This window comes from Sphingobacterium sp. HSC-15S19 (assembly GCF_050433745.1).
GTDB classification, from domain to species: domain Bacteria; phylum Bacteroidota; class Bacteroidia; order Sphingobacteriales; family Sphingobacteriaceae; genus Sphingobacterium; species Sphingobacterium siyangense.
Genome location: NZ_JBNPWQ010000009.1, coordinates 35,442 through 60,115, shown reverse-complemented (window position 1 = coordinate 60,115; position 24,674 = coordinate 35,442). Strand labels below are relative to the sequence as shown.

Here is a 24,674-nt window from a genome sequence, read left to right as displayed (position 1 = left end):
TTTAAATATAAAAAAAATCCCTTTCACACAGTAAAAGGGATTTTAATTTTTTTAAGGATGTAATTCGTATTACTTCTTGATATAAGATACTTCTTTCACAGCTTTAACAACTTTCTCAACGCTAGGTAAAGCAGCTTCGATCAATGTTGGAGCATAAGGAAGAGGTACATCTGCACAATTTACGCGGATAACTGGGGCATCTAAGTAATCAAATGCATTACGTTGTACATTGAATGCTAAGTCGGTAGAAATAGACGCTAGTGGCCATGCTTCTTCCACGATTACCAAACGGTTTGTTTTCTTAACAGACGCGATGATTGTAGGGTAATCGATAGGACGTACCGAACGCAAGTCAATCAATTCAACGCTGATACCTTCTTTTTTCAATTCTTCAACTGCAGGAATGACAACGCGAGGAAGCATTTTACCAAAAGACACAACAGTTACATCTGTACCTTCTTGGATAATATTAGCTTTTCCGATTTCTAAGTAATATTCTTCTTCAGGAACTTGTCCTTTATCACCATACATGACCTCAGATTCCATGAAGATAACAGGATCTGGATCGATAATAGCTGATTTCAATAAACCTTTAGCTTCATATGGGTTCGAAGGAACCACAACTTTTAAACCTGGTGTATTTGCAAACCAGTTCTCAAAGTTTTGAGAGTGTTGTGCTGCAAGCTGACCCGCATTTCCTGTAGGACCACGGAAGACCATCGGAATAGAGAACTGTCCACCACTCATCGAGTGAATTTTAGCTGCCGCATTGATTACTTGGTCAATTGCAACAAGTGAGAAGTTGAATGTCATGAATTCAACAATTGGCTTCAAACCATTCATTGCAGCACCAACAGCAATACCAGCAAAACCAAGTTCCGCAATAGGTGTATCAATGATACGCTTTGCACCGAATTCATCAAGCATACCCTGACTTACTTTGTAAGCTCCGTTATACTCAGCAACTTCTTCTCCTAATAAAAATATTTTGTCGTCTTTACGCATTTCTTCGTTCATTGCTTCACGAAGTGCTTCTCTGAATTGTATTTCTCTCATCAGTTGTAAAATAGTGTCAATTTTTAGATTACAAATCTACTATTTAAAATTGATATTTTGAAGATTTGAACCTGCTAATTCTATAGTTTTATGTCATTTTTTAATAAGTAAATGACTTTTGTATTAAATTTTTGAATAGAAGTTGTTCAGATAGTCCAATGTCTTTATAAGTGCCTTATTACTATTCATTATCGCCAATGGAATGTTCCACGTGGCCCGGTTCCTTTTCTCCACGTAATTCGAAATTCCACGAATCTCGATTACGGGAACAGTCATTTTGTCGGCAGCATAGAAAACAGCGGCTCCCTCCATACTTTCAATAAGGCTATCAGGATGCAGTTTTTGAACTTTTTCAATACTTTCTGTACTACCATGGACTTTGTTTACGGTAATTCCTTCCCCCTGCTTTAAAAAAGGAAGCCTAAGTTCCTTGTCATTCAGGAAACACGAAGTAAATTTAGACTTTCCATAGCCCAATTGATCTATTGGAATAAAATTATGACCGTCTTCCGCGCCCAGTTCAACAAATGATTCCGAAACGACTTGAACAACTGAGCCTATTTTAATATGTCGGTCCAAACATCCCCCTATCCCGATATTAATGAGGAGATCATATTTTTTTTCATGTAGCACTCTTCCTAGCTCAAAGGCTGTGGCCACCATGCCCACACCAGTGATTAGGGTATCGCATTGACTGTAATTTGGCACCACTTCCAGAAAAGGCTGCAATTCAAATGAAGTAGCCGCAATCACTAATATTTGCATGATAAATTCGTTTTTGATGGAAAATTACAAATTATATTGCAGGCATACCTTTTTTTAGCATAAAAATAGCGAGCTAGGAATTCGTCCTGCTTACAAATTTGAGCTTGATTATAATAATAAGGTTAACTGATTAGTTGCTACGAAATCATTTTTGATCATCGAGTCCGAACGGTGCCATTTTTAGCCTATTGAAATCAGAAACAGCTATGACCTTCTTATATATTAGTTTAGCTTTTATATACCTTTAGTTTAGAATTTAGTTAGGTTTAATTTAGGTCAAACCTATACTAAACCTAAACAAAACCTAACTAAAACCTAAGTAAAACCTAATTAAAACACAAAGAATATCATGCTAAAGTATCCGCATTATCCGGCAACACTTTTGTCAACAGGGTGCATACAAAAACTCACTGCGAAGTCTTAGCAAATTAATTCCCGAAATCATGTTACAGCTAAGAATAAGGAGCTTTTTATCCCTGTGTGATGACAAAAGGCGGAAGGCACTCCATTATATTACTATATTCTGACTTCATTCCTTAAATTGAGATGTTTTAATTGCTCTTAATGCCTTATCTTTGTATCATTATGGTATTTATAACTCGTCGCGAACGTTTCTGTGCTGCGCACAAGCTCTATCGTGAAGACTGGAGTAAAGAGCAGAATGAACAGGTATTTGGTCTTTGCTCCAATCCAAATTGGCATGGACATAATTATGATCTTTATGTAACAGTTAAAGGAAAAGTCAATCCGGAGACTGGTTTTTTGATCGATTTAAAGATCATGAAAGAAATAATCAATCGTAGTATCATTGACAAAGTCGATCACCGTAATTTCAATTTAGATGTTGATTTTATGAAGGGAGTCATGGCTTCTACGGAGAATATAGCAATCGAAATATTTAAGATCTTAAAACCGCTGTTTGATGAACAGGGTGTGATCTTGCATAGTGTCCGTTTGCATGAAACAGAAAATAATTACGTCGAATATTTTGGCGATTAATCTTTAATACATTTAAATAGTAGAAACTATGAGTCAACACTCATTTGACAACGAAGAGTTGGATGGATATATTAAGATCGACAAATACAATACTGAAAAGGTAGATCGCATCGCTGCTCATTATACAGATATATTGGAATGTCTGGGGGAGGATCCAAAACGTGAAGGTTTAGTGAAAACACCAGAACGTGTTGCAAAGGCATTGCAATTTTTGACGCATGGCTATGATATCGATGCTGCGGAAGTGTTACGCGGTGCTATGTTTGAGGAAGACTACAGTCAAATGGTTGTCGTTAAGGATATTGAAGTATATTCTCTTTGTGAGCACCATATGTTGCCTTTCTTTGGTAAAGCCCATATCGCGTATATTCCAAATGGCCATATTGTCGGTTTAAGCAAAATACCACGTGTCGTTGATATTTTTGCGCGTCGCCTGCAAGTTCAGGAACGTCTCACCAATGAGATCAGGGATTGTATTCAAGAAACTTTAGGCGCTCGTGGAGTAGCTGTGGTGATGGAATGCAAGCATATGTGTATGGCCATGCGTGGTGTTCAAAAACAGAATTCCGTAACGACTACCTCTGCATTTACTGGCGCATTCCAAAATGATGTCACAAGATCCGAATTTTTACGCTTGATCACTGCTGATCTTGCTTAGTATATTTGTTGTTTATTAATAAAAAAAGCCTGCTAAAATATCCTCTTTTAGTGGGCTTTTTTTTTGATAGAATTTGAAAACAAAATAGAAAATCAAAAAATGGCAATATTGCTTTTTTATGCTTCTGAGGCGATTTATGAAAAATGCTCTTTACAAAAGGATAATTGTATTTAATTGATATTCAGTTTTTTGTAAAAAAAAGTTTTTATCATAAAAATGTTTTTTGGTACCTTTGTGGTTATGGAAATTGTTGCCGACGATTTAGAGTCCTATTTGGAACATACTACAGACGAGGAAAATTCGTTACTGAAAAGGGTAAATCGGGAGACTTATTTGAAGGAAACAATGCCCCATATGTTATCTGGGCACTACCAGGGAAGAGTTCTTTCTTTATTGAGTAAAGTGGTTGCTCCGAAACGTATTTTGGAAATAGGAACGTTTACGGGATACGCAACGTTGTGTCTCGCAGAAGGGCTGCAGGAAGATGGGATATTGCATACTATCGATATCAATGCAGAGCAACAAGAACGCGTCCAAGGTTATTTTGATGAATCGGCATTTGCTGATAAAATCAACTATCATATTGGAGATGCAGCGGTAATACTACCTACATTAGATGAAACATTTGATTTGGTATTTATCGACGCGGACAAAAAGAGAAATTTATATTATTTCGAAACGATAATAAATCAAGTTCCGTCTGGGGGACTTATTTTGATTGACAATGTCTTATGGAAAGGTAAGGTGTTAGATTCAAAACCAGACAACCAAACAAAGCAGATCATTGATTTGAATGCACGTTTAGCTCAGGACAAGCGCGTAGAAAAGGTAATATTACCGATTCGAGACGGACTTTTTGCCTTGCGCAAGAAGTAATTTGTGAACTAAAACATTCTTCATGAATTTAAAACAATTAAAAAGCTTTGTACTGTTACTAGCTTTGGGAACTTTTGGATTAACAAAAGTTTCAGCTCAAAGTAATGCGGCATATGTCGATAAGTACAGTCCAATAGCAAAAGAAATGATGGAGGAACATGGTGTTCCAGCATCGGTTATCTTAGCCATCGCTATGCATGAAAGCGGAAATGGTGGTAGCAGGGTAGCAAAAAATTTGAATAACCATTTTGGTGTCAAAGGAAAAAACAACAGTACCGTTATTCGGTCAGCTTACAAAGGTTATCGGTCTGTAATGGACTCGTATGATGATTTTGTAGGAATAGTAAAAAGAAAAAAGACTACTCAGAGTCTTTTTGAAAAACATCCCGGTGAAAAATACGAAGCTTGGGTAAAAGCGATTGCTCGTTCGGGCTACTCTACGAGTAAAGGTTGGACAGCAAAAGTACTCGCTACTATTAGACAATATCATTTGGATATGTTTGATAATGATGCTAAGCAAAATAGATTCTCGTCAACAAAAAAATAAGCGCGATAGTATTGCATGAAGAAGTTTTTTTATGGCATGTTTGTATTCATGATGTTGATTACATCATGTTCAAGCCGGAGAGGCACAATTTCCTCCACTAAATCTGGCTCCAATTCAAAAACTTCTTCATCCTCTTCTGTGGGGCGACCTACCATGGCTGGCAACGACTATATTGCTCATTACAAAGATGTGGCCGTTGCAGAAATGAATAAATATGGTATTCCTGCGAGCATTAAACTTGCTCAGGCTTTACTGGAATCCGGTAATGGTAACAGTTATCTTGCGCGTGAGGCTAATAATCATTTCGGTATTAAATGCGGTGGCGTTTGGAAAGGAAAATCCGTGACTCGTCCCGATGATAATATCAATGACTGTTTTCGGGTTTATGAAAATCCCGAACAATCTTTTCGGGATCACTCAGAGTTTCTGTTACGACCGCGATATGCGGCACTCTTTAAGTTGGATAAGAACGACTATAAAGGCTGGGCCAAAGGCTTGAAAGCGGCTGGATACGCCACCAATCCGCGTTATCCTGAATTGCTGATCGAAATGATCGAAAGATATCATCTTGATCAATACGATCGCGGTGAATCGCCACGTGAAAAGGTTGTACGTGAAGAGACTGTTCAGGTCGAGATCGTGCAGAATGTACAAGAAACCCCTCCTACCGTCGTAAAGACAGAAGAAATCAAGAGCCCGGTAGCTATGCGTATTCATGAGGTTAAAGCGCAGGATACGTTATATTCGCTCAGTAAGCTGTACAATGTATCCGTTGATCAGATCAAATCCCTAAACGGTCTTACCGATGATGCGCTATCTTTAGGGCAGCTATTGGTTATATCTAAATAGTTACGCTTTAAAAGATGTTAAATATTTCGCTTTTGTACAGCGATATAGTAGTTTTACGAAAGTGATACTATTGCGATATATTTTTCTACTTATTGCCCTTGTGGGCTTTACCTCTCCACTTTTTTGCCAAGATAAAAAAGTCGAGGGTATCGTTTTTGATAAAAATACCAAACAACGTATTGGAAATGTAAGGCTGGCCAACTTACGTACTGGCGAGGTCAATTATAATACTATTAAAGGAGAATTTGTCTTTAATGCACAACTAGGAGATCATATTGTTGCGCTATGTAAAGGCTATTTTTCAGATACTCTTCAGGTGGATAACCGCGGATTGTTGCTGTTTCATTTGGTACGTGAATCGTTTTATATTGATGAAGTTCAGGTTTTTGCACGCAAGACACCAGAGGAAATTCTGAAAAAAGCAAAAGAGGATTATGAGAAAGCGTATCGTCTTGCGGGTTATGGAGACGTATTTTCTGTTGGCCCAAATGGGGCTGGATTAAGCATCAATTCAATTTATAGTTTATTTAGCAAGGAGGCTAAAAGAGCACGTCGACTAACTAAAACCATTGAAAACGATTATAAGGAAAATGTGATCGATTACAAATTTACGAAAGAGCTTATCAGTAAGATTACAGGATTAAATAGCGAAGAAGCTGAACGATTTAGAAGGATATTTAGACCCTCCTATTTCTTTATTCTCTCAGCGAGTGATTATGAATTGGTGAATTATATCAAAGATTGTTATTCACGGTATCAATTGAACCCTTCGCAATATTTTATTGAGCCTTTTCCAACAATTAATTATAAATTAGTACCGTAAACAAAAAATAGACGTTTTCAGAATGAAGTTATTCAATTTTGTCGGCATGGCTCTGCTTTGCCTTTCTATTACCAGCTTAAAAGCACAGGATCTGAAAGATCTTCGAGCAAAACCAGATACCGTAATTTCTGTACAGAAAGAGCAACCATTAAATATTAAAACGATTCGTCCTATAGTTCCAAAACTAAACTTAGAGGTAGACTATTGGAAACATTGGACAAAATTCGGGATCAATTTAAACCAGGCGTCATTTAATGATAATTGGAAAGGTGGGGGTGTTGGTTCTATTGCTGTAGGATTGAATGCGAATCATAAATCGGATTATACGAAGGACAATTTCAATTTTGTGACCGAAGTTGATTTACGTTATGGAAAGATAAAGAATACCAATAATATTGCGAAGAAGAATAATGACCGTATATTTTGGGATAATAAGCTTTCTTATAAATTGTCTGCCAATTGGGCATTGTTTACGTCGGTGACATTTGAGTCGCAATTTGATGCGGGTTATAAATATAAAACGGTTAACGGCAGAGATACAATAGACTATATTGAGAATGCGTTTATGGCACCAGCTTATCTGACAGAATCTTTCGGTCTTGAATATAAGCCTAGTAACGAATTTTCCTTGCGTTTTGGTACGGGTACTGCACGTCAAACTTTTATCTTGGATGAGCGTGTTAAGCCTCGTTCTGGAGAAGGTTTCTTTGAGAAATATGGCTATTATAGAGATCCTAACAATCCAAGTGCGGGTACTGGTGAACGATTTGGTGTAAAGGAAGACCGCACTTTTGCCAATGCACTGGCATTCCAGCTAACGGGTAACCTAGACAAAAACTTCACAGATAAACTGAATGTAAAGGCTCGTTATAACCTTTTTGCTGATTACGAGAAACTTTCCAATCCTACACACCGTCTGGATGTAACTGTAACGGCAAAAGTCACGAGAGTCATCAATGTGAACTTAAATGGTATTATGATCTATGATCCAGATGTTATTTCAAGAGTACAGTTGAGCCAGTCGCTGGCATTGGGTATAGTCTATAGTTTACCAAAATAATGTTTAGGTCTGTGTCAATAGGGATATTGCTTTGTTCATTGCTGTCTTTGGCAAGCTGCAAATCGAAGATACAGCCGGTGGTTGCAAAACCGCTAGTTGCGTCATTTGCTTCTGCATTGGTTGTGGAAGAGAAAGTCGAAGCTAAGCCAGATACCAATTTATTGACACCTGAGGAAAGAAAGGTTGTTTTTTTACAGAAATCTGGAAACCATCCTTATTGGCGCCAAGAGGAAGCCATACATTATGATGTTCGTAAACCTAACTATGTCATTATTCATCATACAGCACAAGATAGTATTGGGCAGACGATCAAAACCTTTCAGATTCCAAGAACTAAAGTGAGTTCACATTATGTCATTGGCCGGAATGGGGAGATTATACAAATGTTGAACGATTATGTTCGGTCTTGGCATGCAGGGGTGGCAAAATGGGGTTCTATTGTCGACATGAACTCCTGTTCTATTGGTATAGAATTGGATAATAATGGTAGGGAGCCTTTTCCTGAGGCACAAATTAATTCATTGATGACTGTGCTTGATACCTTGAAATCGCGTTATTTAATTCCAGCAAATAATTTTATTGGCCATGCTGATATCGCTCCATCACGCAAGAATGATCCAAGCGTTTTTTTCCCGTGGAAAAAGCTTGCAGAACGGGGTTTTGGAATATGGTATGATGAAGGACAGCTTGTGGCCCCTCCTGATAGCTTTAATGCGATAGACGCGCTTAAAATTATTGGTTATGATACGTCCAATCTAAAAGCCGCTATCGTTGCCTTTAAACGAAAATTTGTCGTTCGGGATACAACCCCCGAATTGACCATATATGATAAGAGTGTATTGTACAATATCTATAAAAAATACGGAGCCTGAGCAATCAGGCTTTTTTTTATTCAAGATCCCTTTTGTCCTCTATAGGACGAGGTGCTTTCACCCCCAGTTGTACGATATAGGCGATTAACATGACAGCTAGGCAGCCAATAAGATTTAGCCAAAGAAAAGGAATCTTATTCATCGTCCATACTGCTATCACGATAATTTCGGAAAGAATGGCTGCAAGAAAAACAGCTTTGCCTTGAATTTTCTTCATGTAGAAGGCGACGATAAAAATCCCTAGGATAGTACCATAGAATAGTGAGCCCAAGATATTGACCGCTTCGAGGAGATTACCCAATCTGTTCGCATACAAAGCAACAATAACAGTAAATGTACCCCAGATCAACGTAAATAAACGCGACCACAAAAGGTCTTGTTTTTCAGATGAGTTAGGATTAATAAATCTTTTGTAGATATCAATGGTCGTTGTTGAGGCCAATGAGTTAATAGCACTTGCCGTAGACCCCATGGATGCGAGAAAAATGACCGCTATGAGTAGCCCAATTAGACCCTTTGGGAAGACGCTTGTCACAAAAGAAAGAAAGACATAATTATTGTCATTCGTTTCCGCTGTTGGGTTGTTTTTTTTGATTAAGTCCAAGGTTCCTTCTTTTACGACCTGCATTTTTGCATTAAGTTGATCGAGTGAGGATCGATAATCAGCAATTCTTTTTTCATCGTCGTGATCCAATGCTGTATTAAGCTGCTGAACAACAGATTCACGTGTTTTAAATAGCTCGCTATGCTTTTGTTCGAGAAGCTGGTAGTCAGGAGCATATTTGCTTTCTTTTAGCTTCTTGATCTCGACTTGATTAAAAAAAATGGGCGGCTGATGGAATTGATAATAGGCAAATACCAGAACTCCAATCAACAGGATAGCAAATTGCATAGGGATTTTCAATAGACCATTCATAATTAATCCCATGCGACTTTCTTTGATCGAAGCCCCTGTCAAATAACGACCTACTTGACTTTGGTCGGTCCCGAAGTAGGAAAGCTGTAGGAAAAAACCACCGATTAGTCCTGTCCAAAGCGTATAGTTATTATTGAGATCAAAAGTGAAATCCAATGCATTGGTTTTTCCTGATTTTCCTGCAATATGAAGTGCTTTTGATAATCCAATAGACTCTGGCAACAGATGGATAACTAATATACCTGCTACGAGTAATGATCCAAAGATAATGCTCATTTGAAGCAACTGTGTGTGAGACACGGCTTTGGTTCCTCCATAGGTCGTATAGATAACAACAAAACTTCCTATGGCCAATGTAGTCCATGTTAGATCAATATGAAGGATGGTTGATATAATTAAAGCCGGTGCAAAGATGGTAATACCCGTTGATATTCCCCGCTGTATCAAAAAAAGAATGGCGGTGAGCCCTCTGGTTTTGACATCAAACCGTTTTTCTAGAAATTCGTAGGCTGTAAATACTTTTAGCTTATGAAAAATAGGGACAAATGTAATGCAGAGCACAATCATGGCCAACGGAAGACCAAAGTAGAATTGGACAAAACTCATTCCAGAAGAATAGGCCAGCCCAGGGGCAGATAAGAAAGTAATGGCGCTCGCTTGTGTCGCCATTACCGATAATCCGACATGATACCAAGGTAAAGAACGATTACCTAGAAGATATCCGTCAATATTTTTTATACCCCTACTCTTATAAACGCCATATACGACAATAAATAAGAGTGTCAGAAATAAAACGATCCAATCTGCTGTACTCATGAATAGTGGTTCGTGAAAATGTACAGAAAAAGGATGAATACGAATAGCCAGATAACGACCAACCAGTAGAAACGCTTCCAGCTATTCATCTTTCTTATCTATCTGAAGGCTTTTGAGGATAGATAACGCTATTAAAAATAGCAGCGATAATCAATCCGACAATAGCACCTCCAAAGATGCTTAAAAATGTCTCGTTTGCAGTGAATCCAATTAATGCACCAAATACTACAGCAACTAAAAGAATGATTCCTTTTGCTTTGCCAGCATCAATTGTCGTGCAGTTGTTGTCAATCTGATTTTCCATTATTATATTATTTTGATTTTGATAGCAAATTTACGAATAATCTGTAAGCTCCGGGAATCCCGGCAGGCAATTGTCTGAAAAAAGACAAAGATGTATAAACAAATTTACCTTTTCCATATTGAGCAATGAGTAATGAGCCATTATGTAACGGTTCGCCGGGATCTTGCATGGTGATCGGGGTGCGGTACTTTTTATCGATATCTTCCGCAAAGTAGAGTCCCCGCTCCTGCACCCAGTGTTCGAAGTCAGCTTCGCTGATCTTGTTCGGGTAATTAAAAATCGGGTCATTTTTATCGAAATGTACCGTTGCAAGTTCGTCTGTTACACGGCTTCTGCCGATGCTAAAAGGAAAAGGGCCAAAGTTTTTTGAGAACAGTCCATTGTTTACATTGTACTGTTCCAGGACCGTTCCACCCATGTTCACATACGCAAGTAGTCTGTTTTGGAGCTGTGCAATTTGCTTGTTGACGTTGAATATTCGTACACCCAAGATTACAGCATCGTAGCTAGAGAGATCTGCTTTTAATGCCTGTTCGTTACTTAATACATCGACTTTAATACCAATGGCCGCCAGCGACTCCGGAATTAGATCCCCTGCCCCATGGATGTATGCCACTTTCTTTATGTCGTTGATCAGGTTGACATTGCTCATTTTTATAGCGACATCTGGGAAATAAACAATATTAGGTATATGATTGTAATCGATGGATTTTATCTCTTTTAAGTGCTCTTTGTTTGCTAAGAGGAAGTCCAGGGTATCAATGGAAGATTTAGAAGCATCTGATGGTTTTATGCTGATCTCTCTGGAAATTATACGTTCGCCTTTGTCAAAAGATAGGTCAAAAGATGCCGGTGAAACTTCCCAGCCTTTAGGTACATTCGGTCTGACGTTAAACGTGGTTGTGTTTGCTTGTCCGTTTTTCTGAAAAGTCAGATTTATTTTGACAGTGTGGGCATTTTGTGTAAGTGCCAAAGGGCTGGAACTTTTTGCCGTCAACTGTGGGACGATCACAATGGGGTCGTAGATTTCGCCACGAACAGGATCGGTATATTTATATTTTATGGGCTGACTGAGTGTGATATTTTCACCATTGATCCGGAGTTGAAATGATACCTCTGGAGCATAGGGGTTTTCTGGATAGCCAGTCAGGTTAAAATCACTGACATTAAATTTGCCTTTTCCATGCGGTTCAATCAACCAGTATGGTTGTGTCGTCCTGTCGGCATGTATAAGAACAGAGTCTCTTTGTAGCTTGTTTATTTTTAGTGTTTCATGAATGCTATTTCCATTTATTTGGGTCAGCTCAACGGTTACATTTGGACGTCGAACAATAATGGAATGTTCTACTTTGATCTGATCTTCCAAGGCATAGGATGGATTTTTAGCGATACTTTCGAACCAAATTCCACCACAGGCAAGAATTAGTTTTTCAACCTCTTTTTTCTTTTCAGTTTTCCAGTATTCATCATCAATTTGATCCAGTGCTTTGTACAGTTGGATCAATTCAGCAATGATCAATTCGGGTTTATCAATTTGATATGTTTGATTGATGTGGTCAATTAAGGACTCAACTTTACTGCCGTTTTGAATTCTTTTCCATGAGGTGTCAACTCCATCCAAGAGTGTATTTTTTGCAGGTGCACCGTCTACATACTCAAAGTATTCGATTGAAGAGCCACGTTGGCTTGCCGAACCAAAGCCTTGGCTTTTGTGTGATGAACGGCTGTGTGCGGCAATTTCTCCATAAGAGGCTCCTAGAAGAGAATTGTAATCCCCGATATCTATTTTTAACTGATCTTCACGTGTATTGTTTTGACCTCCGAAGTTAGCTGTATTCCAAAGCAAGCGTTTAGCTTTCCAGGGGCGTACAAATTGAAGTTGCTCTGGGAATATATTCGGATCAGCAGCAGCTTTAAAGGCTTCATGTGCTAGAATGGCCGAGGCTTGATGATGACCATGGCCACCCCTTGAATCGGGAGGAAAACGCGTGATGATGACATCGGGCCTAAATTTGCGGATAATCCATACGGCTTCGCGGAGAACACGCTGTTTATCCCAGAATTCGAAAGTTTCCTCTGGAGTCTTCGAGAATCCAAAATCGTATGCTGATGAAAAAAATTGCTCACCTTTATCGATTTTTCGAGCTGCCAGTAATTCCTGCGTTCGAATCAATCCAAGTTCAATACCTTGTTCTGTTCCGATAAGGTTTTGTCCCCCATCACCTCGAGTTAGGGATAAATAGCCTGTTTTATATTTTTTTTCCTGCGCTAGCCAAGCGATTAGCCGGGTATTTTCATCATCGGGATGTGCTGCAAAATAGAGTACCGACCCCAGCACGTTCAGTTTTTCTAGATGAAGTTTAATTTCAGCAGCGTTCCACTGTGGATTCTGTGCTTTAACGATTGAAGTTGACAAGATGCCAGCCAAAATAATGATAACAGAGAGAAAAGGTCTTCGCATGTTTAAAGATAAAAATTTTGATGAACAACGGATTGTTGGAGATTGTAATTTTATTGCGTGTCTTTTTAATTGACAGTCTTTAATTAGCCCACTTGTGACGTTGGTATATTGCTTTGACTTATGGATATTAGGCGAATTAAACTTAGGGCCATAAAAGGAAGCTAGTTTGAGTGACGAGGTAGAGGGATAGATCACTAAATGGTAAAATATAGGCATAAATAAAAAACGGAAATCCCAATCAATTTGGAATTTCCGTTTAACAATTAAAATATTTTTTCCTGAAACGAATTTTTAGAGAATAGTTATTTTGTCGCTTCGCTCCAAGTGGCAACCTTTAACATAGTAAATATATGTAGAAAATATTTAGTTCTGTTAGATTACTTTAATTAGTTTTCCACATTGCTAAATTTTGTCAACATTTTAGCTTTTGGAAAACATATAATATATAGGCGTCATGCGTTTAAGATGCTGCAATACAACGATCTTTAGGGTAAGATAGATTCTCCACTACCTTAAAAAAAATCTGGATTGGTCTAAATCCAATTGCATATTTGTTTGACAAATTTCAATTGATGTTAGTTTTTATGCTTCAAATGCTCAAAAACGACAGGAACAACCTTTAAAGAAAGTTTCACACGAATGCTTTTTTGCAAAGACTATTTATCAATAGCACCTAGAACACGCTTCATAAACATATTTAACGCGTCTTTTTTTGAGTTACCTTCTTTAATTAATTTATCAACCTCTACAGCTCCGTATAGGTTTGAAATCAATTCACCAAGAACGTCAAGTTCTTCATCCTTTAAAGGAGCTTCGGTTAATGCTTCCAGTGTCTCGATTGTTTCCAGGACATAATCTACATCATTCTGCTCGATGAACTCTGTCAAATGCTTAATTACTGGTAGTTTCATTGAATAATTCTACTAATGCGTCTAACTTATTTGTTTGTACCTGATTGACTAATTTACCGTTCTTAAAAGCGGCAAAAGTGGGTAGGTTATTGACATTTGCCAGTTTGCGGGATTCAGGAAATTTTTCTGCATCAGCAATAACAAAAGGTACGCTATCATTTTCGCCAGCCAGTTTTTTGAATTTTGGTTTCATGATTTTGCAGTTACCGCACCAAGTGGCAGAGTACTGAACCATCACAATATCGTTATTGTTTACAATTTCTTGTAAATTATCGTTTTCTAATTCTTGTAACATGATTTTATTATTAAGGTGATTGTTGGAGAAATCAACAGGAGCCGGGAAAAGCTCCTGTTGATAAGACACTGTGGTATTGTATTGTTAGTGTTTCGCTAAATAATCAGCTACACCTTTTCTATCTGCGTTCATGGCATCTTTACCTTCTTCCCAGTTTGCAGGACACACTTCGCCAAATTTCTGAACGTGAGCGTAAGCGTCGATCAAACGTAAATATTCTTTAACGTTACGGCCCAAAGGCATGTCGTTTACTGATTCATGGAATACACGGCCAGTTTCATCGATCAAGTAAGTTGCTCTATAAGTAACCGCAGAACCTTGAGCCAATGTTCCGTATTCAGGGTGTTCAACTTCTTGAACATCTAAGATTCCCAATATACTTGATAAGTTACGGTTGGTGTCTGCCAAAAGAGGATATTCAACACCTTCAATTCCACCGTTATCTTTTGCTGTGTTTAACCAGGCAAAGTGTACTTCATTTGTATCGCAAGAAGCGCCGATTAAGACTGTATTGCGTTTTTCAAACTCAGCAGCTGCTTCTTGGAAAGCGTGCAATTCAGTAGGACATACGAAAGTGAAATCTTTTGGATACCAAAATAAAAGCACTTTTTTACCTTCTTTAACTGCTTTTTCAAAAATGTTGATTTGTAAATTGTCGCCTAAATAATCAATTGCATCTACTGTAATGCTTGGAAAACTTTTACCTGTGAAACTCATAATATATCTTTCTTTTTTTTGTTGACACAAAGATACAGCAACTCGATGCAAAAAGCGAATTGATTTTACCAATACACTATCGTCAAAATCTATTATGACTAGATTATAACAATAAGTTTTTATTATAATAATGATAACTTGATCTCATGATGAACAGATCATTTGAATGTTTCTTGAAAATAAATGAATTAATACTGCGGTAGTTACAAATTTATGGCCTAAAATAATTGCAGTTTTGCAAATCAAAAGCTACTTTTGCGACGTTCAATTCTAGAACAACACAATGCTGGAGGGGTTCCAGAGCGGTCAAATGGGACGGACTGTAAATCCGTTGCTTCGGCTTCGAAGGTTCGAATCCTTCTCCCTCCACCATTTTTCATTTTCTAAATCCAGTTTATCTTTCAGGTTCTAAATTTGCGTTTGTTCGGGACTATTCCATCGTACATGAAACGGCTTTAATATAGATTTTTTGCTATTGTGGATGTTAATGGCTTTAGTATAACCAGTCTATACAGGGGTTACCTCTCTTTTTGAAAAAAATATAACAGGATTTTAGACTAGCTATTGACTTATATATAAAATAAACCTAAGTTTGGCTTCTGAAAAGGCCCCGTAGTTCAACGGATAGAATAGATGTTTCCTAAACATTTGATAGCAGTTCGATTCTGCTCGGGGCTACTGAGAAAAGCGATGGATTTCCATCGCTTTTTTTGTTTAGTGCTTAATAGTTTTTCTTTTCTTATCAAAATAAATGCGTAATAGAATTGTAAATTTTTAATAGAATGTTTACTTTCGGATCATTATTTACACATACAGCAATTTTACTTTTGGCCTGTAATTCTGTAACATAGATTGAATGGGAAAATTTTTATTATACCAATTTAGAAAGGTATATGCAGCTAATCCTGCTTTTTTTGTTTGTTTTGCCATTTGGATGGCCTTAATGACAGCTATAGTTGTATTTATACCGAAGGGAGATTCATTCCATTTTGTGAATACACGTCATGCATTTTGGGCCGATATTCTTTTTACAATACAGACCTATTTTGGAGATGGTCTTTTTGTTATAGGTGTTTTTATTGCTTACTGCTGTACACAGCAGTGGAATTTTGCTCGAGCTATCCTCGGGACTTATATCTTTTCAGGGCTGATCTGTTGTGTATTGAAAAACCTTTTCGATGCCGATAGACCGGCAACGGTATTTCATGGAGACCCAACATTCCATGTTGTTTCTTGGTTGCGTGTAGCGCACTTTAACTCTTTCCCTTCTGGACATACAACGTCGGCCTTTGCGATGGCAGCTACGTTAGCCATTATCTCAAAAAATAGGGCTTTTGGTATAATTTTATTTGTTCTTGCTGTATTAACGGGCTATTCTCGGGTGTATTTGGGCCAGCATTTTGTAGAAGATGTATGGTTTGGATCGATTTTAGGAACCAGTACAGCTTGTTTTTATTTACTTGCAATGCCTTATGTTTTAAGAAGTAAACGCATGTCATTTGGCCTGAGATTTCTTCAGGTCAAAATCTAAAGTGCAAATTCGGTAAACATGTGCGTTGATAGATTAGGCTACGCGTGTTTCTTTAAATAAAGATAATCGCCCAACCATCACAAACATCAATAGGCCGAAACAGGCAAAAACACCGTAGGAATAACGTAGGCTAAAAGCTTCAGCAATATATCCAATTAAAGGCGGTCCCATTAAGAAGCCCAGGTAACTGATGCTTGAAACCATGGCTAAGGCTACTCCAGATGGTACATTTTTGTTCTGCCCAGCAATGCTATAGATAGATGGGACGTTACAGGCCACACCTATACCTACCAACATAAAGGCTAGGGTACAGATGATAAATTCGGGGAAGATAACCGATGTCATCATTCCGACGAACATCAGGAGGCCACTGTATTGCAGGGTTCTTTTTCTCCCTAATTTGCGAATGACAGCATCACCAACAAAGCGCCCAGTGGCCATCATAATCATAAAAGACGCGTAGCCAACGACAACAAATTTTTCAGGAGCTTGAACGATCTCTTTGAAATATACCCCACTCCAGTCAAACATTGCCCCTTCTGTTGCCATGCTGAAAAAGCCGATAATGCCGAGTTGAAGTAAGCCACCTTCTGGTTTAGAGAAAAAACTACGCTTTTCCTTTTGAGGAGATTTGCCCGGAACCAGATACTTTTGGTTGATTAGTGTATTCGCTGTGACAATGACTAATATGATTAAAAAATGATAAAAGGTGTTCAGACCCAAATTCATCGTTAACAAGCCGACTAGTGCACCTGTGAAGCCAGCGATGCTCCAGGCCCCATGAAAAGAAGTCATTATTGATTTTTTGAAAATCTGCTCAGTTGCAACGCCTTGCGTGTTAACGGAAATATTACACATATTGCCAGTGACACCAAACAGAAATAATATGCCCCCCAACTGCCAGGCATTCTGTGCAAAGGGGATGGAGCACAGGACCAAGGTGTAAGCGATAGGTACAATACGCAAAACACTTGCACTGCCATATTTTGTGACCAGCTTTCCTGAGAGAGCCATTGTTGCAAGCTGACCAACAGGAAGCATTAGTAAAATTGTACCCAATTGCCCCTCACTTAAATGGAGATGAGCTTTAATAACGGGAATTCGACTTGCCCAAGATGCAAACGCGATCCCTTGGCAAAAAAAGAAAAGTGATACCGCGATTCTTATGCGATTTCGTTTGTTATAAAGATCTTCTTCTGAGTGAGTTAACGTTGCTTCCATAGTTTCTGATTTGAGGGTGCAAAGTTAAGGATAAGTATCCCATTAAAGAATATAATGATTCAAAAAAATACTTCAGCTTTTAGGTTGCAATAGGAATACAGAAATATGCCTATATTTAAATTGCTCATCGGATTGTTGATAATTATATGCGATTAATTCGATAATTATCTTCTGTTTCAGTCTTTCAGTAAGAAAATAATACGATGTCCTTTTTGAATTTGGCTAAAACATATGTATTCAATGTGATATGTTTTGCATAACCATTCCTTGTATAAGAACAGGAAAGACACACATTTGTTTCAGTCTATTTTCAAGCATGGTTCAATTTAAAAAGAAATTAGATGTGGAAGTCAAAAATAGGCCGAGTGGGAGCTTCTACTTCTTTAGAAAATAAACACCTATGAAAAAGTGGAATAGGTCTACGATTAAATGCTGAAGAAATAAAAATATAAAATTCTTCACTATTTCATATTGGTATTGTTCAATACCTATTCTACCTTTGTATTGGCAAACAATTATTAGCCTCCTAGATAACATGATAAAGAAACTAATTTTAAGTACAGTTCTAGCCTATGCTGGAACAACCTGTGTTATTGCCCAACAACCCACGTTTTTATCCCATCCGACTTTAAGTCCCGATGGAAAGGAAATGGTTTTCAGCTACGAAGGTGACCTTTGGAAAGTTGGAAGTCAAGGTGGTGTTGCGGTACGGTTAACAGGAATGGAAGGAAATGAGATCAATCCAAGAATTTCCCCAGATGGAAAATGGTTGGCTTTTTCCGCCAATCAAAACGGTAATATGGATGTCTATGTAATGCCCTTGGCGGGTGGAGATATACGGCAGCTGACATCGCACGATGCTTCGGATGAAGTAGACAGCTGGAGCTGGGATAGCAAGACGCTTTATTTTACGTCATCGCGTTACAATAGAATGAGTGCTTATCAAGTCGCTTTGGATGGCGGAACGGCAACAAGGTTGTTTCCTCATGTCTTTAATTATATCAGTAATGTGGTGCCAACACCTTCAGGAGAATTATTATTCAATGACAGCTGGGAAGGCTATAGCTCGGCGAACCGCAAGCGATATAAAGGTGCTTTCAATCCGGATATCAAGTCTTATAATCCCAAAACAAAGGCATTTCAACAGTATACAGATTATATCGGTAAGGATTTTTGGCCGACAGTAGACCAGAAAGGAAACATATTCTATGTGTCCGACGAAAGCAATGGTGAATACAATCTTTATCAAATAGCTGGAAAAGCGAAAACCCAATTGACCTCTTTCCCAGAATCAATCAAACGTCCGTTTGTCGCGGCAGATGGTAGTAAGATCGCTTTTGAAAAGGGGTACCAGCTTTATATTTACGATGTCAATGGAAAGAAAACCATGCAGCCCAGCATCGCACTTAACCGTAATCAGGTCCTAGGAAAGCTGAAGGAGTTCAATATTTCAGGTAACATCAGTAATTTCGACGTTTCACCGGACGGGAAAAAGATGGCATTTGTATCCCGTGGGGAATTGTTCGTTTCGGATATCGAAGGAAAGTTTGTTCGTCAGATGCCTAGTCAAGGGGAGCGCATCATGGAAGTTAAATGGCTTAAAGACAGTAAAACATTGCTCTATAGTCAAACGCATCAAGGGTATCAGAACTGGTTTTCACGTACAGCAGACGGTAAAGGAGAGGTAAAACAATTGACACAAGATCTGCGTAACAATCGAGATATTACATTCAATGGGGATAAAACAAAAGCGGTATATCTCAGCGGACGTGATGAAGTTCGTCTATTGGATTTGACAAGTTTGAAGAGCCAAACAGTAGTTAGAGATGAAATCTGGGCATTTCAAAATTCTTCGCCCTCATTTTCTCCCGATGGAAATTATCTTTTATTCACGGCTATACGCAATTTTGAACAGGATATTTTTGTGTATAACCTGAAAAATGAGCAAACGACAAATTTGACAAATACTGGTGTTACAGAGGCAGCACCATATTGGTCTCCCGATGGTAAATACATTTATTTTGCGAGTAATAGGACTAAACCTTCTTATCCTACTGGTATGCAAAACTCAAGCATTTTCCGAATGGCATTGACCAACTTTGACCAACCTTATCGTAGCGCAAAGTTTGATGAATTATTTGTAACACCTGAAAAGAAAGATACGACAGTAAATAAAACTGGTGCAACTAAGAAGGAAGATGCTGCTAAGGATAAGAAGAAAAATGATGCCGACAAGGTAAAGTCAACCGCAATACCAGCAGCCGAAGCAAAGAAAGCTGTTTTGGTCCAATTGGATTTAGAAGGATTGCGTGACCGAATTGAGCAAGTCAGTCCAGCATTTGGAACACAATCTGATCCTTTGGTGATACAAAAAGGGGATAAATCCTATTTGTTCTATGCTTCCAATCATGAAGGAAAATATAGTACATATCGTACCGTATATGAGTTATTTACACCAGCCAAAACCGAAAAAGTCACAGATGGAGGTATGGGGCAATTTGTAGAGTCTGCAGGCAAGTACTTCGTGCTGACCCGAGGAACAATTCAGAAATATAATCTTGACTTGAATAAGCTTGATGCGGTCACCATGAGTTTTAAATTCAATCGGGATCTTGAGAAAGAGTTCAATCAGATGTTTTATGAGACATGGGCCAATCTGGAGGAGAATTTCTACGATAGCAATTTCCATGGTGTAGATTGGACCGCTGTTAAAAAGAAATATGAGAAATATCTTCCAGGTATCAACGATAGGACAGATTTGCGCATCCTCTTAAATGATATGTTGGGCGAACTCAATTCGTCACATTTGGGGTTCAGTTCTATGGGGCAGGAAGAACGTAAGCCGTTTGGTTTTGTAACGAATGAAATCGGTGTGATCTATGATACAAGCAACCCTTATAAGATTAGCTATATTGTTCCGAATGGCCCCGCAGCAAAGAAAGAGGCCGATATTCACGCGGGTGATATTCTCATGGCGATTAATGGAACAAAATTGAATACGCAGGCAGACCGCGATAGTTATTTTACTTGGCCTTCACTGGAAGAAGAAATCCAATTGACCTTGAATCGTAATGGCAAGGAAATTCAGACAAACATTCGTCCGGTATCAAGCGCTGTGTTTAGAGACCTCCTCTACGACCAATGGATTAGAGATAACCGAAGCCGAGTTGATCAGTTGAGTAGCAATAAGATAGCGTATTCACACATGAAAAATATGTCGGATACTGAGTTACAGCGGTTCTTGATCGACATGGCTGAACAGGAGAATAACAAACAAGGGATTATTTTAGATTTACGGTATAATACAGGCGGAAATGTGCACGATGAAGTTTTACGATTCCTGTCACAACGCCCTTACTTACAATGGCAATACCGAGGTGGTAAACGTGCGCCACAAAGTAATTTTGCACCATCTGCCAAACCTATTGTTTTATTGATTAATGAGCAATCGCTGAGCGATGCTGAAATGACCGCTGCGGGCTTTAAAGCCCTTAAATTGGGGAAAATCATCGGTAATGAGACCTATCGTTGGATTATTTTTACTTCTGCTAAAGGCTTAGTCGACGGATCAAACTATCGACTTCCGTCTTGGGGATGTTATACGCTTGATGGTCAGGATCTCGAGCAAACCGGAGTTGCCCCAGATATTCTTGTAAAAAATACAGTACAAGATCGGATGGAAAATAAAGATCCGCAATTGGAAAGAGCAATAAAGGAAATTCTTGACAATATCAAATAGGGAAGTAACAGTTAGAATTACTTACTGAAAATAGGCTGTCCAACTTTTGTTGGACAGCCTATTTTTTTAACGTCTCATGTTTTTATGAATACGATCTTCTAATTTTTGCTATTTATTACCCTTCAGCGTATGATTTACCTCATTCGGTTCATTTACTTCATTTGGTCCCACCCTTTGCTCTGTGGAAGTTAATAGACGGTTTTAAATGGTTTCATTTTTTTTAATCTCCTGTTTATCAGTATTTAATAGTTTTGTGCGCTGTTTCGTTATGAAATTGGTGATTTTCCTGCATCCCTTCTGAAAATATAAGGCAATATGGAAAAGATTGTATTACAGGTAAAAGAATCTTGCTCTGCAGATTGGGGTAAGATGACGCCACAAGAACAAGGCCGTTTCTGTGGTCAATGTGAGAAGATGGTTGTTGATTTTTCACAGATGAATGATCAGGAAATTGTGGATCAAATAAAAAAAGCCAGTAGGGGGTTATGTGGTCGATTTTATGAAGATCAGTTGATGCGCGAATTGGATGCCACTATTTCTTTTTCTAAAAACCCCATTTGGCAAGGTAGATGGACAGGCATTGCTGCGGGCCTCCTATTGGTTGGATCCTTGAGTTTTCATGCTGCTCAAGCACAAAACAAACTGACTGGAGAAGTTGTCGTTGTCCAAACAAAAACGAAAAATGATCAGATAAAGAAGCAAGATTGGGGCAACTCATCAACAAATGATAATTCAGCGTTAAAGGGAAGCCGTGATAGTACTAAAGTAAGTATAAAAGGTAAAGTTGTTTGTGCTGGAAGCGATGTAAGCATGGTGGGCACAGAGGTATCCTTAGGAAATTATCGTACGAAAGTGGATGAAAATGGAAATTTTCAGCTTTGGGTACCGCAATCTTTGTTTCGGGTAAACCAAGAGCTCCGTGCACAGATGCTTGGCTATAAAACTGTTGTGATTCCATTCAAAAAAGGGAGTAAAATGCAACTGGATAAACCAATAGAAATGGAAGTTAAGCCAATGATTATGGGAAAGATCGCTGTAGTGGGAACACATGGCAATATAGGGCGAAAGAATAAATAGTTTGATGGTCTTATTTTGGTCTGTTTTTTTATCGAGCAACTGCCAAAAATCTCGCTTGAATGTCATAAAAGTCAAAAAAATATTCTTTTCCACTTGACTTTTTCTACGGTGAACCTTACATTTGGATTATCGAATGACTTCGTAGCTCAGTTGGTAGAGCAACAGACTCTTAATCTGTGGGTCCTGAGTTCGAGCCTCAGCGGGGTCACTTTCAAAAAAGCCGTTTTACGTAAGTAGGATGGCTTTTTTGTGCCTAATACAAGTTGGATTATTACCGTTGTGGAAATATTAACTTTAAATCGTTTTTCCGGAGTCTGATGCTATAATTTTCGGATAACTAATCCATTATTTTATCAGAGATCAGGTATTATTTCTGCTAGGAAAACATAAAACTCTTTAATCTGTTATTAATTCAGCGAATTTATTATGTAAATTTGTATTTCAGACGATAAGCTTATGGAAGACAAGAAGATTTCGATATTGTACGTTGACGACGAAGAAAACAATCTGTTTTCTTTTAAAGCGACATTTCGACTAAAGTATAAAGTGTTTACGGCAATTAGTGGTGCCGATGCAATCGATATTGTCAAAAACAACCAAATACATATTATCATTACTGATCAACGGATGCCGGAAATGACCGGTGTAGAGTTTTTGGAAGAGATTATTAAGATCAATGCAGCCCCAATGCGTATCCTTTTGACAGGGTATACAGATATGGCAGCCGTCGTTGATGCTGTCAATAAAGGAAAAATCTTTCATTACCTCAATAAGCCGTGGAGTGAAGAGGAGCTCGATCAAACGATTCAACGCGCTTATGATGTCTATGCTGAGCGTCAAAAGATTGTGGAGACTAATTCTCAGCTTGAGACTTCAAATGATCAGTTGGAGTTTCTGCTGCGACAAAAGCTACTTTCCTAAAAGATTGTAATTTTAGGAAAGTCAACTTTTATTTAAAATGTCTGTTTGTAATACTCTTCGCTGCAATCGCATAGGATTGCAGAAAGTGAGAGGCCTTATTTGCTCGGTATAATGACTGTAAAGGTTGTGCCCTGATTTGGTTGTGATTGCACTTCAATTTTCCCCTGTAGTTTTAAGAGTGCGTTCTGAACATTATAGAGCCCAAATCCCATGCCCTTAGCTTGATCACTTGCTCTAAAGAATAATTTAAAGATATCTTCAACATACTCTGGAGATATGCCTATTCCGTTGTCACTCACAATAATTTTGGCTTTACGTTCTGATACGAATACGGAGAGTTTGACGTACTGGTTTTCCTGCCCTTTACGTTGGTATTTAAACGCATTAGAAAGAAGATTATGCAAAATTAATTCTAGAAGAGCTTTGTCTCCGCTAAAGATCTCTTTTTGATCCACTGAAATTTCAAAAGCAACATCTTTATTTTGCGTGTACATACTGTAAAACTGACGGATATTATCAAAGAGATCTTCGAAATTTATGGCTGACAACATAAGTTCGCCTCTTCGTAAGAGATAATAGTCTCGCAGACTGTCAATATAAGCATCTAAGCTGACCAATGAACTATCCATTAGTGATAACAACTCATGAATACGATCTATGCTGTCAAATTCTAACCCAAGTTTCACCGCAGAAAGAACCCCTGTCAATGGATCACGAAGATCATGACTAACACTATATGCGAATTTATCTAATTCATCATAAGCTTTTTGCAGCTCTTGATTCTTAACTTCTAGCATAGAGTTTGCAACATAAAATTTATTTGCTTCTTCTATAGCGGAAACGATTTCTTCATTCATCCAGGGTTTTCGGACAAATCTAAAAATATGGCCCTTATTAACTGCATCAATTACAGTTTCCATATTGGCATAAGCCGTTAAAAGAATACGGATTGGTTTTGGAAAATCTTTTTTAATGCGGTGCAAAAAATCGATGCCCATCTCATCCGGCATACGTTGGTCACAGAAGATAATACGGATATCAGGATGAGCATGAAGGATCGTTTCGGCCTCACTCGTATTGGATGCTGTATGGATAGCGTAATCGTATCTAAAGTTCGCTTTAAAGCTAACCAAATTGTTTACTTCGTCATCGATATATAATATTTCAAGCTCCCTCTGCATAATTTTATTATATGGTTTTATTCCCTTACAAAAGATATGAAAAAATAATAGTTAATTGAACTATTTTCAGTTTATAGCG

The 24,674-nt window shown here is 38.2% G+C and carries 22 protein-coding genes and 3 tRNA genes; 15 read left to right on the top strand and 10 right to left on the bottom strand.

Features of this window, described 5'->3' with window-relative positions; all coding sequences use genetic code 11:
* Window positions 1-69 precede the first annotated feature (69 nt).
* Together L1283_RS09105 and mqnB are read right to left on the bottom strand one after the other, a co-directional pair.
* On the bottom strand, window positions 70-1,056 hold the full coding sequence (locus tag L1283_RS09105) for a pyruvate dehydrogenase complex E1 component subunit beta (RefSeq protein ID WP_046673190.1): 987 nt from the start codon (window positions 1,054-1,056) through the stop codon (window positions 70-72).
* Window positions 1,057-1,179: 123 nt separating this feature from the next.
* Window positions 1,180-1,821 (bottom strand): futalosine hydrolase, encoded by a 642-nt coding sequence (gene mqnB, locus L1283_RS09100; RefSeq protein WP_070562711.1) that lies wholly within the window; start codon window positions 1,819-1,821, stop codon window positions 1,180-1,182.
* Between the two features lie 585 nt (window positions 1,822-2,406).
* Between mqnB and L1283_RS09095 the strand changes: the two genes are divergently transcribed.
* The 8 genes from L1283_RS09095 to L1283_RS09060 all read left to right on the top strand — a co-directional run bounded on the left by L1283_RS09095 (window position 2,407) and on the right by L1283_RS09060 (window position 8,505).
* Window positions 2,407-2,820, top strand: coding sequence for a 6-pyruvoyl trahydropterin synthase family protein (locus tag L1283_RS09095; protein WP_070562714.1), 414 nt, complete (start codon window positions 2,407-2,409; stop codon window positions 2,818-2,820).
* A gap of 28 nt (window positions 2,821-2,848) precedes the next feature.
* Window positions 2,849-3,478, top strand: coding sequence for a GTP cyclohydrolase I FolE (gene folE / locus L1283_RS09090; RefSeq protein WP_046673193.1), 630 nt, complete (start codon window positions 2,849-2,851; stop codon window positions 3,476-3,478).
* A gap of 240 nt (window positions 3,479-3,718) precedes the next feature.
* Window positions 3,719-4,354: an O-methyltransferase gene (locus tag L1283_RS09085; RefSeq protein ID WP_112375449.1), complete on the top strand. Its 636-nt coding sequence runs from the start codon at window positions 3,719-3,721 to the stop codon at window positions 4,352-4,354.
* A 22-nt stretch (window positions 4,355-4,376) separates the two neighbouring features.
* Window positions 4,377-4,901, top strand: coding sequence for a glucosaminidase domain-containing protein (locus L1283_RS09080; protein ID WP_046673195.1), 525 nt, complete (start codon window positions 4,377-4,379; stop codon window positions 4,899-4,901).
* A 15-nt stretch (window positions 4,902-4,916) separates the two neighbouring features.
* Complete coding sequence (locus tag L1283_RS09075; RefSeq protein ID WP_070562717.1) at window positions 4,917-5,750, top strand: glucosaminidase domain-containing protein; 834 nt, start codon at window positions 4,917-4,919, stop codon at window positions 5,748-5,750.
* A 70-nt stretch (window positions 5,751-5,820) separates the two neighbouring features.
* The gene (locus tag L1283_RS09070) at window positions 5,821-6,573 is read left to right on the top strand and encodes a hypothetical protein (protein ID WP_333888519.1); all 753 of its coding nucleotides are present in this window, start codon (window positions 5,821-5,823) and stop codon (window positions 6,571-6,573) included.
* A gap of 22 nt (window positions 6,574-6,595) precedes the next feature.
* Window positions 6,596-7,633 (top strand): DUF3078 domain-containing protein, encoded by a 1,038-nt coding sequence (locus tag L1283_RS09065; RefSeq protein WP_429626057.1) that lies wholly within the window; start codon window positions 6,596-6,598, stop codon window positions 7,631-7,633.
* Between the two features lie 11 nt (window positions 7,634-7,644).
* Entirely contained in the window at window positions 7,645-8,505 is an 861-nt protein-coding gene (locus L1283_RS09060; RefSeq protein WP_429626056.1) for an N-acetylmuramoyl-L-alanine amidase, read from the top strand.
* A 16-nt stretch (window positions 8,506-8,521) separates the two neighbouring features.
* Here the strand turns inward: L1283_RS09060 and L1283_RS09055 are convergent, their stop codons facing one another.
* From L1283_RS09055 to L1283_RS09030, 6 genes are all read right to left on the bottom strand, one after another.
* On the bottom strand, window positions 8,522-10,237 hold the full coding sequence (locus L1283_RS09055; RefSeq protein ID WP_429626055.1) for a sodium:solute symporter: 1,716 nt from the start codon (window positions 10,235-10,237) through the stop codon (window positions 8,522-8,524).
* A gap of 94 nt (window positions 10,238-10,331) precedes the next feature.
* Entirely contained in the window at window positions 10,332-10,541 is a 210-nt protein-coding gene (locus L1283_RS09050; protein ID WP_429626054.1) for a hypothetical protein, read from the bottom strand.
* Between the two features lie 7 nt (window positions 10,542-10,548).
* A complete protein-coding gene (locus L1283_RS09045) occupies window positions 10,549-13,002 on the bottom strand; it encodes a PIG-L family deacetylase (protein WP_429626053.1) in 2,454 nt (817 codons plus the stop codon).
* 656 nt (window positions 13,003-13,658) lie between these two features.
* Window positions 13,659-13,889, bottom strand: a complete 231-nt coding sequence (locus L1283_RS09040; RefSeq protein ID WP_236560329.1) for a DUF6952 family protein — start codon at window positions 13,887-13,889, stop codon at window positions 13,659-13,661.
* 4 nt (window positions 13,890-13,893) lie between these two features.
* A complete protein-coding gene (locus tag L1283_RS09035) occupies window positions 13,894-14,208 on the bottom strand; it encodes a thioredoxin family protein (protein ID WP_046673204.1) in 315 nt (104 codons plus the stop codon).
* Window positions 14,209-14,292: 84 nt separating this feature from the next.
* Window positions 14,293-14,925, bottom strand: coding sequence for a peroxiredoxin (locus tag L1283_RS09030; protein ID WP_070562738.1), 633 nt, complete (start codon window positions 14,923-14,925; stop codon window positions 14,293-14,295).
* Between the two features lie 288 nt (window positions 14,926-15,213).
* Between L1283_RS09030 and L1283_RS09025 the strand changes: the two genes are divergently transcribed.
* The 3 genes from L1283_RS09025 to L1283_RS09015 all read left to right on the top strand — a co-directional run bounded on the left by L1283_RS09025 (window position 15,214) and on the right by L1283_RS09015 (window position 16,456).
* Window positions 15,214-15,297 (top strand) — tRNA-Tyr (locus L1283_RS09025).
* Between the two features lie 234 nt (window positions 15,298-15,531).
* A tRNA-Arg gene (locus L1283_RS09020) sits at window positions 15,532-15,603 on the top strand.
* Between the two features lie 178 nt (window positions 15,604-15,781).
* Window positions 15,782-16,456: a phosphatase PAP2 family protein gene (locus L1283_RS09015; protein ID WP_088163376.1), complete on the top strand. Its 675-nt coding sequence runs from the start codon at window positions 15,782-15,784 to the stop codon at window positions 16,454-16,456.
* Between the two features lie 33 nt (window positions 16,457-16,489).
* Here the strand turns inward: L1283_RS09015 and L1283_RS09010 are convergent, their stop codons facing one another.
* Entirely contained in the window at window positions 16,490-17,677 is a 1,188-nt protein-coding gene (locus tag L1283_RS09010) for an MFS transporter (RefSeq protein WP_286848682.1), read from the bottom strand.
* 535 nt (window positions 17,678-18,212) lie between these two features.
* Here L1283_RS09010 and L1283_RS09005 point away from each other — a divergent pair.
* The 4 genes from L1283_RS09005 (at window position 18,213) to L1283_RS08990 (ending at window position 23,414) form a co-directional block, all read left to right on the top strand.
* Window positions 18,213-21,416, top strand: a complete 3,204-nt coding sequence (locus tag L1283_RS09005) for a S41 family peptidase (protein WP_145328267.1) — start codon at window positions 18,213-18,215, stop codon at window positions 21,414-21,416.
* 315 nt (window positions 21,417-21,731) lie between these two features.
* Window positions 21,732-22,493, top strand: a complete 762-nt coding sequence (locus L1283_RS09000) for a carboxypeptidase-like regulatory domain-containing protein (protein WP_145328268.1) — start codon at window positions 21,732-21,734, stop codon at window positions 22,491-22,493.
* A 135-nt stretch (window positions 22,494-22,628) separates the two neighbouring features.
* Window positions 22,629-22,701, top strand: a tRNA-Lys gene (locus tag L1283_RS08995).
* Between the two features lie 248 nt (window positions 22,702-22,949).
* Window positions 22,950-23,414: a response regulator gene (locus L1283_RS08990; protein ID WP_046673283.1), complete on the top strand. Its 465-nt coding sequence runs from the start codon at window positions 22,950-22,952 to the stop codon at window positions 23,412-23,414.
* A 95-nt stretch (window positions 23,415-23,509) separates the two neighbouring features.
* Here the strand turns inward: L1283_RS08990 and L1283_RS08985 are convergent, their stop codons facing one another.
* Window positions 23,510-24,595 carry a hybrid sensor histidine kinase/response regulator gene (locus L1283_RS08985; RefSeq protein ID WP_145328269.1) on the bottom strand — a complete coding sequence of 362 codons (1,086 nt, stop codon included), beginning with the start codon at window positions 24,593-24,595 and terminating at the stop codon, window positions 23,510-23,512.
* Between the last annotated feature and the right edge of the window lie 79 nt (window positions 24,596-24,674).